This window comes from Streptomyces racemochromogenes (genome assembly GCF_044129415.1).
Taxonomy (GTDB): Bacteria; Actinomycetota; Actinomycetes; order Streptomycetales; family Streptomycetaceae; genus Streptomyces; species Streptomyces racemochromogenes_A.
The window spans coordinates 1-13,534 of the sequence record NZ_JBBDHD010000155.1 but is presented as its reverse complement, the minus strand read 5'-3'; the positions used below and the strand labels follow the sequence as shown (position 1 = coordinate 13,534).

Sequence of the window (13,534 nt, the reverse complement as noted above, 5' to 3'; positions counted from 1 at the left end):
GGCCGGGTCGCCAAGGAGTGGACCGTCGGCATCCCGCAGCCCCGCCGCATCGAGGACGCCGACGTCGCGGAGCTGTCCCTGGAGATCACCGAACACCTGCGAGGGGAGATCCGCCGCCATGGCCGGCACTGACCTGACCCCCCGGGCCGCCGCCCACGACCTGGCCGGACTGGACGCGCTCGACACCCACCACGGCGCCCGCAGAGCCCCCTGGGGCCGCGCGCTGCCGGGCAAGGTGCTGCCCCCGGCGCTGGCCGTCGTCCTCGTGCTGACGCTCTGGCAGGCCCTTGCCGCGGCCCACGTCACCGACGACTACAGGCTCCCGCCCCCCGCCGCCGTCTGGAACAGCCTCGCCGACCTGTGGTTCAAGGGCACCCTGTTCGACATCGTGTGGACCAGTGTCTGGCGCGGCCTGTCCGGCTTCCTCCTCGCCCTCGCCATCGGCACCCCGCTCGGCCTGCTCGTGGCCCGCGTCCGGGCCGTACGAGCGGCCATCGGCCCGATCCTCTCCGGCCTCCAGTCCCTGCCCTCGGTCGCCTGGGTGCCCCCGGCGGTGCTCTGGCTGGGCCTGGACAACTCGATGATGTACGCCGTCATCCTGCTCGGCGCCACCCCCTCCATCGCGGGCGGCCTCGTCTCCGGCATCGACCAGGTTCCTCCCCTCCTGCTGCGGGCCGGCCGCTCCCTCGGCGCCACCGGTCTGCGCGGCGCCCGGCACGTGGTCATGCCGGCCGCCTTCCCCGGCTACCTCGCCGGCCTCAAGCAGGGCTGGGCCTTCTCCTGGCGCTCCCTGATGGCCGCCGAGATCATCGCCAGCTCCCCCGACCTCGGCCTGGGACTCGGCCAGTTGCTGGAATCCGGGCGCGAGACCTCCGACATGGCCCGGATCTTCCTGGCCATCGGTCTGATCCTGCTCGTCGGCGTCGCCGTCGAACTGCTGGCCTTCGCCCCGGTGGAACGCCGCATGCTGCGCGGCCGCGGCCTGCGGGGGTGAGCCCGCCGGCGGCCCGGCCGCCCGGTCAGACCGCGAGGACCCGGGCCTCTGCCATGGCCTCGTCGTGGCGCAGCAGCACCAGTCGGGCGAGTTCGGGTGCGGCGCCGAGCACCCCGCCCAGGACGTCCGCCCCGGCCGCCGCGGCGCCCGCCGCGATCCGGTCGGGGAGCCGGCCCGGGGCCAGCACGTAGGGGGCCACCGCCACCCGCCGTACGCCCTCGGCGCGCAGCGCCCGTACGGCGTCCTCGGTACGGGGGAACGGGCCCGGGGAGGCGAAGGCGGGACGGACGGCCCGCCAGCCGGAGCCCTGCCAGGTGCGGGCGATCCCCGCGAGCACGGCGGCCGCGTCGGGGTCGGTGGTGCCGGCGGCCGCGAGTACGACGCCGGTCGTCGCGCGCTCGTGCGGGTCCAGGCCCGCCTCGGCCAGCCGGCGCTCCAGCGCGGCCGTCAGCAGGGGATGGGGGCCCAGGACGCGGGCCTGCCGGACGAGGAGGGGGGCCGGGGCCGCGCGCAGCGCCCCGGGCAGGTCGTGCTTCGCGTGGAAGGCGCGGCTCAGGAGCAGGGGCTGGACCACCACGCCCCTCGCACCGCGGTCCGCCATCCGGGCCAGCCCGCCCCGGACGGAAGGCGAGTCGAAGTCGAGGAAGGCCGTGCCCACCCGCAGTCCGGGCCTCGTCGACCGGATCCGCCGGGTGAGTTCGCGCACCGTCGCCGCGTGCCGGGGGTCACGGCTCCCGTGCGCGACGAGCAGCAGGTGCCCGTCCATGTCCCGGTACCGTCCCTAGCTCCCGACGAGGGCGGGAACCGGCCAGTAGGGCTCGTCCTGGAGGAGCATCGGGTCGTGGGTGAGGATCGCCCGCTCGTACTGGCTCAGGACGGGGGAGGGCTCGATGCCCTGGGACTCGATCATGTTGTGCCGGCACTGGCGGTAGACCGTCAGCGCGTCGAGCTGGCGGCCGCAGCGGTACAGGGCCCGCATCAGCAGCATGCAGAACTGTTCGTGGTTGGGGTTGCGCGAGTAGAGCTCGGTCAGTTCCGGGAGGATCCGTTCGTGGCCGCCGGTGCGCAGTTCGAGGTCGTAGAGCAGGATGAGCGCCGAATTTCTCGCCTCCTGATATCTCGTCGAGGCGGTCTGGCAGATCGGTCCGCCGGTCAGTCCGCCGAATACCGGGCCGCGCCAGCGCGAGAGTCCCTCGCGGAGGTCGGCGATGTTCTGGCGGAGTTCGGGCAGGCCGTCGGTTCCCGTCCGCGCGTGGATGGCGTCCACGGTGTCGAGGAAGAGATAGGCGTCGAGTTCCCACCGGTCGAAGAGGAACATGTAGCCGGAGGTGCTCGTCACCACCCGTGAGCTCTCGCGCTCCGGCTCGACGGCCGCCAGGGTCCTGCGGACCCGGCTGATCTGCGCCTGGAGGGCGTTCTCGACCTTGTTGGGGGGTGTGGTCCCCCAGAGTTCGAGGATGAGGGAGTCCACCGTGACGAGCGATCCGCCGGACGCGAGCAGGGCCGCCAGGAGCGTCTGCTGCATGGCGCCGCCGAGCCGTACGGCGACCCGCTGTTTGACGATTTCTATGGAACCTAGGACTGAGAACAGCAACACAAACATCTCCCCGCGAGATGGAAAGAGAACGGTGTCGTGTGCACTGGCGTCGGACGGTCGATTTCGGTGCCAGAACCCCACTCGACATGCTCTGGAACTTTAATGGACCGATCGGTCCCGACCGTACTTGGTCGGGCCGGAGCGTGTCAATGAAGCCCCCCGGAGCCCCCGGGGGAGCCCCCGCGGAAGTTCTCGCAAGGACCCTGGGCCGGCCCCCGCGGCCGGACATGCGAAAAAGGCCGTGCAGCACGTCGGCACCGGATGCGGGGGATCCAATGGGTGCGCCGGACGTGCTGCACGGCCGATCGGGGGAGGGGGCGCCGCCGCGGCGGCACCCCCACGGGGTCGGACGGTCAGGCGGAGGCCTTCTGCCGGTAGCGGGCGGCGCCCGCCAGGGCCACGAGGGTCACGGCCAGGGTGATGGCGGTGACGGTCCACAGGCCGGCCCGGTAGGGGGCGAGCCCGCCGGTGCTGAGCGAGAAGACGGTCGCGGTGAGGGCGATGACCACACCGTTGCCGATCTGGGCGCCCGCGTTGAACAGGCCCGAGACCAGGCCCTGTTCGTCCGGCGAGGCGGTGCCGACGGCGGCGATGTTCAGCGCCGGGTAGACCGCGGCGAAGCCGAGGCCGCCGAGCAGCTGCTGGGCGAACAGGGTCACCAGCGGGTCGACCCGACCCATCAGCAGGACCCAGCCGAGGTAGCCGATGCTCAGCAGGACCAGGCCGCCGGTCGCGACCGGCCAGGCGCCGTACTTGGTGACCAGCGCCGCGCCGTAGCGGGCGGTCCCCGCGGTCAGGACGCCGCCGAGGAGGAAGGCGAGGCCGGCCTCCAGCGGCGACCAGTGCAGCTGCTCCTGGTAGTAGAGGGTCAGGACGAACTGGAAGGAGACGTAGGCGCCGAAGAAGAGCATGGCGACCAGCGCGCGGGTCAGCTGGCCCTTGCGGAAGACGGCGAGCGGGACCAGCGGGGCCGGGTGGCGGCTCTCGACCAGGGCGAACAGGGGGAAGAGGACGGCGGCGGCGATCAGCGAGCCGATGGTCTGGGCGTCGCCCCAGCCGTCACTGGCGGCCCGGCTGAGTCCGTACACGAGGGCCACCGCGCCGGCCGTCACCGTGACGGCGCCGAGGATGTCGAGGCTGCCGCTCTTGCCCTTCTCCTGCTGCGAGGGGACCACCGAGGCGGCGAGCAGCGCGACCAGCAGGCCGGCCACCGCCGGGGCGAAGAGGACGAGCCGCCAGGAGACGCCGGCCATCAGGCCGCCGAGGATCAGGCCGAGCGAGTAACCGGCGGACGCCACGGCCAGGAAGGTGCCCAGCGCGCGGTTGCGCGACTGCTCGTCACGGAAGGCGTCGAGCAGGATCGCCATGGCGGCGGGCGCGGTGATGCCGGCGCTGACGCCCTTGAGCAGACGGGCCACGACCAGGATCACGCCGTCGTCGGCGATGCCGCCGAGGATGCTGGCGACCACGAAGACGGCCAGCCACCCGATCAGCAGCTTCTTGCGGTTGTAGAGGTCGGCCAGCCGGCCGCCCAGCAGCAGGAACCCGCCGAAGCCCAGTGCGTACGCCGAGACGACCCACTGGAGGGCGGAGGTGGTCATGCCCAGGTCCGCCTGGACCAGGGGGAGGGCGGGTCCCATGCTCGCGATGTCCATCGCGTCGAGGAACTGCACCGCGCACACGACCAGGAGCAGCAGCGGCAGGCTCTTGACCGCGGGGGCGGGAGGTGCCGCCACCCGTGCGATGGGAGGAGAGGTAGGGGATGCCTCGGTCATGATCGGACTCCGATCGGAGTGTCGTCGGAAGCAGTGAGCGGGCTGTGACGGGTTATGCGAAAAATGGTGGACCGATCAGTCCTGGACTGATCGGTCCATTTCTAGCGCTCACAAACCCCTGTGTCAAACGTATGCTGGGATCCGCGGGGGAGAGGCGAAGGAGTTGAGACATGGCGCGCACACCGGCACCAGGTACGAGGCGGCGGATCCTGGAAGCCTCGGCCAAACTCTTCGGTGAGCAGGGGGTCCGTGCGGTCGGCATGCAGCAGGTGATCGACGCCACCGGTGTCGGCAAGAGCCTGCTCTACCGCGAGTTCGCCAGCAAGGACGAACTCATCGCCGCCTGGCTGCGCGACAGCGACGCGCAGTGGTGGGAGCAGGCCGAGCAGGTCACCGCCCCCCACAGCGGGGACCCGGCCCGCCAGATCCTCGCGCTGATGGAGTTCTTCCAGGACAGCGTCCGGGAACCGGACTTCCACGGCTGCATCTACTACAACACCTCCAGCGAGTTCCGCGACCCCGCCCACCCGGGCCGCGAGGAGGCGAAACTGCACCTCAAGGGCCTGCGCAACTGGTGGCGCGACAAGGGCGCCCAGGCCGGCGCCGAGGACCCCGACGCCCTGGCCGACACCCTCATGCTGATCGTCGGCGGCACCCTGGCCAACGGCGAGGTGCTCGGCGCCGCCGGCCCCGCCCGCATGGCCCTGGCCACCACCGAACTCGTCCTGCGCCAGTACTGCCCGAAGGCCCTGACGGCCGCCACGATCTGACCGGCGGACCCCCGCGCGGACGGCCCCGCGGCACCTGCGTGCCGCGGGGCCGTCGTGCGCCCGCCGCCGGCCCTCCTCAGGGGCCGGTGACACCGGTGCGCGTGGGTTGGGCGTGCCGCACCGCCACGCCGTGCTCCTCGTACCCGTCGTTGTAGACGAACGACTGGGGCATCCGGTCGTGGAACTGGTAGTCGGCTTGAATTCGCCCGTCCTCGGCGAGCACGAGGATGTCCTGGCCGGACATCTCCATCTCGCCCGTGGCCGCCGTGACCATCACCCAGTTGAACCGGACGACGTCGTGGTGGCCGGTCGCGTTGTGCGAGGACCGGAACTCGTACCCCATCGGGCCGTACACCTCGTGCGTGTAGGCCAGCTGGTCCAGCAGGGCCGCGTGCCCCCGGATCGGGTCCTTGCGGTAGAAGACGTAGACGCAGTCCGGCGCGTACATCGCACGCACCATGTCGCGCCTGCGCCGCGGGTCCTTCTCGTTCCACAACGCGACGTAGCGCGCGAGGAGTTCGTTGGGTCGGGGCAGCATGAAGGGGTACCTCCGGGTTCTTTCCAGGGACGCCGCCCGCTCAGCCGACCGCGGCGTACCGCGGCAGCAGCTGGGCCAGGTCGGCCGTGATGGCGCGGGCGTGGGTCCGCAGGTAGAAGTGGTCCCCGGGAAAGGTCCGGCACCCCAGGAACTCCGGCGTCCGCCCGGCCCACGACCGCATGGCCTCGGGCGCGAGGAGCGGGTCCCCGCGCCCGGAGTAGGCGACGACGGGACAGCCCACGGCCGCCCCGTCGTCCGAGAAGTCCGCGCACACCGCCCCGTCCGCGCCCATCGCGCGGACCGCCGCCGCCAGCAGCTCCGGATCCTCCTCGACCTCCGGCGGCAGCCCGCCCAGCACGCGCAGCGCCCCCAGCGGGCACGCCACCAGGTCCGGGGGAGCCGTGAATCCCAGCGGCGCCCACCCCGACACGGCGAGCAGCGCCGGCGCCGGCAGGCCCCGCCGCTCCAGCTCCACCGTCAGCCGGTAGCCGAGCAGCGCCCCCATCGAGTGCCCGAACACCGCGTACGGCCGCTCGTCCAGCTCGTCCGACACCACCCGGGCGAGGGCCTGCGCCAGCGGGCCGAGCCGGGTGTACGGCGCCTCGCGCCGCCGCTCCTGACGGCCCGGCAGCTGCACCGCCTGGCAGGCCACCGACGCGGGCAGCTGCCCCGGCCACTCCCGGTACATCGAGGCGCCGCCCCCGCTGTGGTGCAGCAGGAACAGCCGCACCTCCGCGTCCGGATCGGCCTCCGCCGGGTGCAGCCAGCGCTGGGCGCCCTGGATCTCGGGCAGCGGGCCCGCGTGCCCGGGTGCCTCCACGGTGTCCACGGCGCGCACCGCCTCCACGGCGGCTACGCCGCGGGCGCGGCGGCCGGGCCCGAGGCCGCCTCGAACCGCTCCCGCAGCACCCGGCGCAGCACCTTCCCGGTCGGATTCCGCGGCAGTTCGGCGACGAGGTCGTACCCCGTGGGGATCTTGAACCCGGCGATCCGGCCGTTCAGGAACCGCAGGAACTCCCGCGGGGCGGTCCCGGCGGCCTCCGGGCGCAGCACCACCGCGGCGCGCACGGCCTCGCCCCAGTCCGGGTGCGGGACCCCGTACACAGAGACCTCCGCGACCGCCGGATGGGCCCGCAGGGCATTCTCGACCTCCGTGGGATAGATGTTCTGACCCGCCACGATGATGGTGTCGTTGACCCGGTCGGCGAGGAACAGGTAGCCGTCCTCGTCCACCCGGCCCATGTCGCCCATCGACAGCCACTCCCCGGACTCCCCGGACAGCGCCTGCGCGGTCACCTCCGGCAGCCGCCAGTACCCGAGGAACCGCGCCGGACTGCGCACCACCACCCGGCCGACCTCGCCCGCCGGCAGCGGCCGGCCCTCCCCGTCCAGGATCCGCAGCGTGACGCCCGGCACGGCCCGGCCCGCCGAACCGAGCACCCGGCTGTCCGGCGTGTGGTCCTCCGGCGCCAGAACGGTCAGGAAACTGCCCGCCTCCGCGGAGGAGTAGCCCTGCGCCAGCTCACAGCCCAGCACGTCGATGCAGGCCAGCAGGAGCTCGCGGTCGATGGGGGAGCCGCTGTAGACCACCTTGCGCAGGGAGCGGAAGGTGGCGCGGGTCGTCCCCCGCTCGGCCAGCATCATCCGCAGCATCGCGGGTGCCGCCCACAGGGTGGTGATCCGGTGCCGCTCGATCAGCCGGGTCGCCTCGTCCGCGACGAACTGACGCATCACCACGGTCGTGGCGCCGGCGTTGAAGGCGTGCATGAACCAGCCGAACCCGGCCGTGTGCAGACCCGGGAAGCAGCTCAGCCCCCGGTCCTCGGGCCGCCAGTCGATCCAGTCCACCCCGGCCGCCCGGGTGTCGGCGATGAAGGTGAAGAAGGTCCGCTGCGCCAGCACCACCCCCTTCGGCAGCCCGGTCGTCCCGCTCGTGTACAGCTGCGCGACCGGGTCGTCGAAGCCGGCCGCGCCGGCCGTGGGCGGCTCGGTGTCCGGCGCCCCCGCCTTCCAGTCGAGGAACCCGCCCGCCACATGGCGGTCCGAGTCCATCTCCACGACCTCGCGCAGCCCCGGCAAAACCGGCCGCAGCTTGTCCACCAGTGGTCTGAACTCCCGCTCTACGAAAAGCAGTTCGGCCTCCGAGTCGCGCAGGACGTGCTCCACCTCGCCGACCGTCAGCCGCGAGTTCACCGGCACCAGCACCGCGCCGCTCTTCGCGCAGCCCAGCGCCAGGTCGTAATAGCGCTCGGACTCCCGGCCCAGGTAGCCCACCCGAGACCCGGCCGCGAGCCCCGCGGCCAGCAGCGCGTGCGCGGTGCGGTTGCTCTGCCGGTGCAGCTCCCCGTAGGTGAGCGCGCGGTCCTCGCACACCACCGCGGGCTGGTCGGGCCGGGTCCGGGCGTGCAGCGCCGCGCGGGCGGCGAGGGTCCGGTCCTCCGTACGGTTGTCCATGGGTCTGTTTCCCTTGTCGGTCGCTCGGACGGTTGAAAGGGGCCACGGCGGCCGAGGCGTCCGCCGTGGCCCCGGTTCGGGGGGAGGGGCGGCCTCAGGCCGCGGCCGCCGCGGCGGGCGCCGGGGCCGGCCCGGCCGCCACCCGTGCGGACAGCAGCTCGGCCAGCTCCTCCACCGACGGGTGGTCGAAGACCACCGACGACAGCAGCGGGATCCGCAGCCGCGTCTGGAGCTGGTTCTTCAGCACGATCGCCGTCAGCGAGTCCACGCCGAGCTCCAGGAAGCTCGCCCGGGTGTCGATGTACTCCGGGTCGTCGATCGCGAGCAGCGCCGCGACGGTGGCGCGGATCAGGGAGACCAGCGCCGTCTGCCGCTCCTCGGGCCCGGCCGCCGCCAGCGCCTCCACGTCCACCGGCGCGGCCGCGGCCGCCGCCTGCGCGGTCCGCTCCGCGGCCGCCGCCTCCACGGGCCGGTCCGGCAGCCGGGTGAAGCCCATCCCGGACAGCTCCATCACCGGCCGGCCGTCCTCCTCCAGCAGCAGCACGTCCAGGGTGAACGCCGGGTCCGCCTGCTCCGGGTCCTCGGCGCGCGTGACCCGGGCCGCCGAGCGCAGCACCTCCCCGCGCGGCTTCTTGAAGGCGCGCAGCCGGCCCACGCTCGTGGCCACGTACCGGCGGCCGTCGTCGGTGAGCGCCGCCAGGCCGTGCGTCGACCCGTCCAGCAGCGGCGGCGGCAGCAGCTCGGCCCGGGAGACGTCCCCGCCCGACAGCTCGGTCACCGCGAAGTCCGGGCCGTACGCCGTCACCGAGCGGGCCCGCAGGAACTGCGGCCCGTACTCCAGACCGGCCTCCGCGTAGGCGGCCTTCACCTCCCCGCCGTCCATCACCCGCGAGGGCTCGTCGCCGTCGAGGGCGCCCGTCAGCGCCAGCAGGGTCCGCGCCGTCCCGCCCAGGCCGCTGCCCGCGTAGTCGGGCTCGGCCGCGATACGGGCCGTCGCGTGCAGCCGCTCGGCGCCCTCGGGCTCGTCGCCGCCCCGGCTGCGGACCTCCACCTCCAGTCGACCGTCCGCCCCCGGCCGGACCCGGGTCAGCAGCAGCGCCGGCCGGTCCGACAGGAACAGCGCCTCGTGGAAGCGGACGTCCTCCACCGCCCGGCCGGTGTCGCCGTGGACCTCGTCCTGCACCGCCAGCAGCAGCTCCAGGTAGGCCGCCGCAGGCAGGAACACCTGCCCGCCGATGGTGTGGTCGGCCAGGTACGCCGGCTGCCGGGCGCTGATCCGCGCCGTGAACTCCCGCGTCCCGCCGTCCCGTCCGCTCTCCCGGCCCAGCAGCGGGTGCCCGTCGCCGGCCGCCCCGCCCCGCCCGGCGGGCCGGGCCGGGAGCCGGTAGTCGCGCCGGTCGAAGGCGTAGCCGGGCAACGGGATCCGCCGGCCGGGCCGGCCCGCGTACACCTCGCCCCAGGCGATGTTCAGCCCCGCCGTGTACGCCCCCGCCAGCGCCGCGTCCAGGGCCGCGCCGGTGGTGTCCTTCGAGCGCAGGCTGCTCAGCCAGCGGTGCTGCTCCTGCGGTACGCCGCGCCGCGCCAGCGAGGTCAGCGCCGAGGACGGGCCGACCTCCAGGAACACGTGCCGGCCGCGCTCGGCGATGGTGCGCACCCCGGCCGCGAACTCCACCGTCTCGTTGACGTGCCGCACCCAGTACTCGGGCGTCGCCAGCTCCCGCGGATCGGCGATCCGGCCGGTCAGGTTCGACACGATCGGCAGCTGCGGCTCGCGGAACCCGATCCCGCGCAGCACCTCCGCCAGCGGCTCCGACACCCCGGCCATCAGCGGCGAATGGAACGCCGCGCTCACGTGCAGCTCGGTCACCGTCCAGCCCGGCTCGCGCAGCGCCTCCACCGCCTCGGCCAGCGCGTCCGCCGCGCCCGAGACCACCACCTGCTGCGGGGCGTTGACCGCCGCGACCGCCAGCCGCGGCCACCGCGCCAGCAGCTCCCGGACCTCCTCCGCCGGCGCCGACACCGCCGCCATGCCGCCCGGCTCCGACACCGACTCGATCAGCCGGGAGCGGGCGGCGAGGAAGGCGACCCCGTCGGGGAGGGTGAACAGCCCCGCCACCGTCGCCGCGACGATCTCGCCGACGCTGTGCCCGATCAGCACGCTCGGCCGCACCCCCCACGACAGCCACAGCTTCGCGAGGGCGTACTCCAGGGTGAACAGCGCCGCATGGGTGAAGGACGTACGGGCCAGGGTCTCCTCGGCGTCCGGGACGTCCCCGAACATCACCGCGGCCACGGACCGCCCCAGCAGCGGGGCGAAGAGCGCGTCGCACTCGTCGACGCAGGCGGTGAAGACGGGGTAGCGCCCGTACAGCGCGCGGCCCATGCCGACGTACTGCGAACCGGAGCCGGTGAACAGGAACGCCGTCTTGCGGAACGCGTCGGGCTTGCCGTCGCCGCGCGGCGGAGCGCTCCACCGCTCCAGGTGCCCGGCCAGCTCCCCCGTCCCCGAGACGGCGGCCGCCGCCCGGTAGCGGAAGTGCGAGCGGCCCGTGGCGCGGGTGCGGCACAGGTCGGCGAGGGAGGTGTCCGGGTGCTCGGCGAGGAAGCGCGCGTACCGCTCGGCCTGGAGCCGCAGCGCGGGGCGCGACTTGGCGGAGAGCGTGAACACGTGCCCGCCCTCCGCGCGTACGTCCGCGCCCCCGTCCTCCCGTACGTCCTCGCCCACGTCCTCCCGCGCGGGAGCCTCCCCGGCCGGCGCGGACGCGGGCGGTTCCTCCAGCACCGCCACCGCGATGGCCCCGGCGACCCCGAAGCCGTTGACCGTGGCCCGGCGCACCGGCGCCTTCCACGGCCGCCCCTCCGTGGCCACCGTGATCGGGTAGGTGTCCCACGGGATCCGCCCCGACAGGTTCCGCCACACGTGCGGGAAGAAGGTGCCCGCGCGCATCTGCGTGATCACCTTGATCACCGCGCCCAGCCCGGCCGCCGGCTCCATGTGCCCGATGTTGGCCTTCAGCGAGCCGATGACCAGCGGGTCCTCGCGGTCGTGGGAGGCGCCGAACACCCCGTTGACCGAGCCCATCTCGATCGGGTCGCCCAGCGGGGTGCCCGTCCCGTGCGCCTCCACGTACTGGATGTCGCCCGGCTCCAGCCGCGCGTTCGCCAGCGCCGCCCGCATCACGGCCTCCTGCGCCGTGCCGTTGGGCGCGCTCAGGCCCGCGCTCTCCCCGTCCTGCCCGATCGCGGTCCCGCGCACCAGCGCCAGGACCCGGTCCCCGTCCGCCAGCGCGTCCGACAGCCGCTTGAGGACCAGCGCCCCGCAGCCCTCGGCGCGCGCGTAGCCGTCGGCGCTCTCGTCGAAGGTCTTGCAGTGCCCGTCCGGGGCCAGCATCTGGGCGTGCGAGAGGATCACGTACGAACGCGGGTTGTGCAGGGTGTTCACCCCGGCGCACAGCGCGATCCCGCACTCGCGCCGCCGCAGCCCCTCCACCGCCAGGTGCAGGGCCGTCAGCGACGCCGCGCACGCCGTGTCCGTCGTCAGGCTCGGTCCGCGCCAGCCCAGGAAGTACGACAGCCGCCCCGACAGGGAGTACGCGCCGAGCCCGGTCGTCAGGCTCCCGTCGAGCTGCTCGTCGGACAGCCCCTCCAGCTCCAGCGCGAAGTCCAGCGGCGAGGCACCCACGTAGACCCCGCCGTCACCGTGCCGCAGCCCGGCCGGATCGATGCCGGCGTCCTCCAGGGCCTGCCACACGGTCTCCATCAGCAGCCGCTGCGCGGGATCGATGAAGGGAGCGTCCTTGGGCGGAATGTTGAAGAACTGCGCGTCGAACTCGTCGATACGGTCGAGGAAACCACCCGCGACGGCCGTGATGTCGCCCTCGGCCACCTCCGGCACCCAGCGGTCGCGCGGCAGCGGCCCAATTCCGGAACGCCCCTCGCGGAGGAACGCGTCGAGATCCGGGATCGAATGGTTACCCCCGGGCAGACGCATTCCGATACCGACCACGGCGATCGGCTCGTGCTTTTCCGAAAGGAGACGCCCGAGCTCCTCCTCCTGCCGGCGGACGGTCTCCTCCGCGGCGTCGAGCCTTTCCTGCAATTCCGGCTGTCCCGGCATGGCCGCCGTCCCTCTCTCAGTTCGCGTCGAAGATGTCGGCCAGCACGTCGGAGGCCAGATAGTCGGTCAGCCGGTCGACGGTGGGCTGGTTGAACAGGGCCGTACTGCTGATGCCCCGCCCCAGCCGCTCCTCCAGCCGCTGCTTGACCATCGTGAGCAGCAGGGACGTCATGCCGAGCTCGAAGAAGCTGTCGTCCAGCGGCAGCTCCTCGTCGTCGGGCATCAGCAGCGCCTTCTTGAATTCCGCGACGACGATTTCCTCAAGGACCGTCCGGCGTTCCGTCCGGGGCGAGGACATGAGAAGTTCTGTCATACCGGCCGAGTGAAGCAGAGGCCGCGTGACCACCGGCTGACGTCCATCTGACGCGCGAACGATGTCAGTTCAGCGTCAGCAGCGCCGTGGGAACCTCGGAAGCGCAGTGTGAGATCCGGCGTGGAGGAGCCAATCATGCAGACCGAGGCACGGGAAGAACTGCGGACCAACGGATATTCGTTGCTGCCGGCCGACCGGCTCGTCATCGACGCCGAATTGCGCCAGCACGTGAAGGAACTGGCCGCCGAATGGGAGAACCTCGAAACGGACCGGTACCTGAAGGGCGGCTCCCGCTTCCGCGAGCGCGCCTACGACCGCTTCTTCTTCGTGCCCCGCACCGGTGAGGTCCGGCTGCGCCCCCACCGCCCCTACTTCCAGTCGATGAACGCCAACGACTACGCCGGCGGCATCGACCGGGACGTGGCCCCGCTGAGCCGCACCACCCTGGACAACCCGCTCCTGACGCGGCTGCTGCGCGCCAACTTCGAGAACTTCCCCGTCCCCGAGGAGTCCTGGCTGGACGACCCCTGGGACGTCCAGTGCCACCAGTTCCGGATCATCAGCACCCCCGACGAGACGGGCGAGCCCACCCCCGAGGGGCCGCACCGCGACGAGGTCGACTTCGGCGCGATCCACCTGATGGGCCGCTTCAACGCCGACGGCGGGGAGTCCCAGGTCTACAGCCTGGAGCGGGAGCTCGTCGCCGAGTTCTGCCTGACCGAGCAGATGGACACGATGTTCTGGTCGGACGGCCGGATCCTGCACGCGGTCCGCCCCATCCAGCCCGTGGACCCGACGAAGGCGGCGGTCCGGGACGTGCTGATCATGGGTTACAAGCACGAGCCGGAGCTGCGGCGCGAAGAGCGCGACGAGAAGACCGCCTGACATGACGACCGCCCAGATCCGCCGTGTCGACCGGGTGATCATCCGTTTCGCGGGTGACTCGGGTGACGGTATGCAGCTGACGGGTGACCGT

At 73.1% G+C, this 13,534-nt stretch carries 11 protein-coding genes and 1 pseudogene; 4 read left to right on the top strand and 8 right to left on the bottom strand.

What is annotated here, in order from left to right; genetic code table 11:
- Together WDV06_RS32950 and WDV06_RS32945 are read left to right on the top strand one after the other, a co-directional pair.
- A pseudogene (locus WDV06_RS32950) lies at positions 1-132 on the top strand (ABC transporter ATP-binding protein); the annotation flags it as partial.
- Complete coding sequence (locus tag WDV06_RS32945; protein ID WP_395513487.1) at positions 119-994, top strand: ABC transporter permease; 876 nt, start codon at positions 119-121, stop codon at positions 992-994. The pseudogene WDV06_RS32950 and the gene WDV06_RS32945, both read left to right, overlap by 14 nt.
- A 25-nt stretch (positions 995-1,019) precedes the next feature.
- On the opposite strand, the gene WDV06_RS32940 is transcribed toward WDV06_RS32945, so the two are convergent.
- From WDV06_RS32940 to WDV06_RS32930, 3 genes are all read right to left on the bottom strand, one after another.
- Positions 1,020-1,760 carry a sirohydrochlorin chelatase gene (locus WDV06_RS32940; RefSeq protein ID WP_395513486.1) on the bottom strand — a complete coding sequence of 247 codons (741 nt, stop codon included), beginning with the start codon at positions 1,758-1,760 and terminating at the stop codon, positions 1,020-1,022.
- 15 nt (positions 1,761-1,775) lie between these two features.
- Positions 1,776-2,597: an AfsR/SARP family transcriptional regulator gene (locus tag WDV06_RS32935; protein WP_395513485.1), complete on the bottom strand. Its 822-nt coding sequence runs from the start codon at positions 2,595-2,597 to the stop codon at positions 1,776-1,778.
- 347 nt (positions 2,598-2,944) lie between these two features.
- On the bottom strand, positions 2,945-4,327 hold the full coding sequence (locus WDV06_RS32930; protein ID WP_395513484.1) for an MFS transporter: 1,383 nt from the start codon (positions 4,325-4,327) through the stop codon (positions 2,945-2,947).
- Between the two features lie 209 nt (positions 4,328-4,536).
- Between WDV06_RS32930 and WDV06_RS32925 the strand changes: the two genes are divergently transcribed.
- A complete protein-coding gene (locus tag WDV06_RS32925; protein ID WP_395513483.1) occupies positions 4,537-5,136 on the top strand; it encodes a TetR/AcrR family transcriptional regulator in 600 nt (199 codons plus the stop codon).
- 76 nt (positions 5,137-5,212) lie between these two features.
- Here WDV06_RS32925 and WDV06_RS32920 read toward each other — a convergent pair whose 3' ends face one another.
- From WDV06_RS32920 to WDV06_RS32900, 5 genes are all read right to left on the bottom strand, one after another.
- A complete protein-coding gene (locus tag WDV06_RS32920; RefSeq protein WP_395513482.1) occupies positions 5,213-5,674 on the bottom strand; it encodes a nuclear transport factor 2 family protein in 462 nt (153 codons plus the stop codon).
- Positions 5,675-5,714: 40 nt separating this feature from the next.
- Positions 5,715-6,503: a thioesterase II family protein gene (locus WDV06_RS32915; protein ID WP_395513481.1), complete on the bottom strand. Its 789-nt coding sequence runs from the start codon at positions 6,501-6,503 to the stop codon at positions 5,715-5,717.
- 23 nt (positions 6,504-6,526) lie between these two features.
- Complete coding sequence (locus tag WDV06_RS32910; protein WP_395513480.1) at positions 6,527-8,128, bottom strand: long-chain-fatty-acid--CoA ligase; 1,602 nt, start codon at positions 8,126-8,128, stop codon at positions 6,527-6,529.
- A 94-nt stretch (positions 8,129-8,222) separates the two neighbouring features.
- Complete coding sequence (locus WDV06_RS32905; protein ID WP_395513479.1) at positions 8,223-12,245, bottom strand: type I polyketide synthase; 4,023 nt, start codon at positions 12,243-12,245, stop codon at positions 8,223-8,225.
- Positions 12,246-12,261: 16 nt separating this feature from the next.
- Positions 12,262-12,558: an acyl carrier protein gene (locus WDV06_RS32900; protein WP_395513478.1), complete on the bottom strand. Its 297-nt coding sequence runs from the start codon at positions 12,556-12,558 to the stop codon at positions 12,262-12,264.
- 135 nt (positions 12,559-12,693) lie between these two features.
- On the opposite strand from WDV06_RS32900, the gene WDV06_RS32895 reads away from it, so the two are divergent.
- On the top strand, positions 12,694-13,443 hold the full coding sequence (locus WDV06_RS32895) for a 2OG-Fe dioxygenase family protein (RefSeq protein WP_395513477.1): 750 nt from the start codon (positions 12,694-12,696) through the stop codon (positions 13,441-13,443).
- Positions 13,444-13,534 lie beyond the last annotated feature (91 nt).

What these genes read in the sequence shown, in the direction of transcription:
- WDV06_RS32925 (WP_395513483.1), top strand. Translation starts at nt 4,537, where the DNA reads ATGGCGCGCACACCGGCACCAGGTACGAGGCGGCGGATCCTGGAAGCC.
- WDV06_RS32900 (WP_395513478.1), bottom strand. Translation starts at nt 12,558, where the DNA reads ATGACAGAACTTCTCATGTCCTCGCCCCGGACGGAACGCCGGACGGTC.
- WDV06_RS32905 (WP_395513479.1), bottom strand. Translation starts at nt 12,245, where the DNA reads ATGCCGGGACAGCCGGAATTGCAGGAAAGGCTCGACGCCGCGGAGGAG.
- WDV06_RS32895 (WP_395513477.1), top strand. Translation starts at nt 12,694, where the DNA reads ATGCAGACCGAGGCACGGGAAGAACTGCGGACCAACGGATATTCGTTG.
- WDV06_RS32910 (WP_395513480.1), bottom strand. Translation starts at nt 8,128, where the DNA reads ATGGACAACCGTACGGAGGACCGGACCCTCGCCGCCCGCGCGGCGCTG.
- WDV06_RS32945 (WP_395513487.1), top strand. Translation starts at nt 119, where the DNA reads ATGGCCGGCACTGACCTGACCCCCCGGGCCGCCGCCCACGACCTGGCC.
- WDV06_RS32920 (WP_395513482.1), bottom strand. Translation starts at nt 5,674, where the DNA reads ATGCTGCCCCGACCCAACGAACTCCTCGCGCGCTACGTCGCGTTGTGG.
- WDV06_RS32940 (WP_395513486.1), bottom strand. Translation starts at nt 1,760, where the DNA reads ATGGACGGGCACCTGCTGCTCGTCGCGCACGGGAGCCGTGACCCCCGG.
- WDV06_RS32935 (WP_395513485.1), bottom strand. Translation starts at nt 2,597, where the DNA reads ATGTTTGTGTTGCTGTTCTCAGTCCTAGGTTCCATAGAAATCGTCAAA.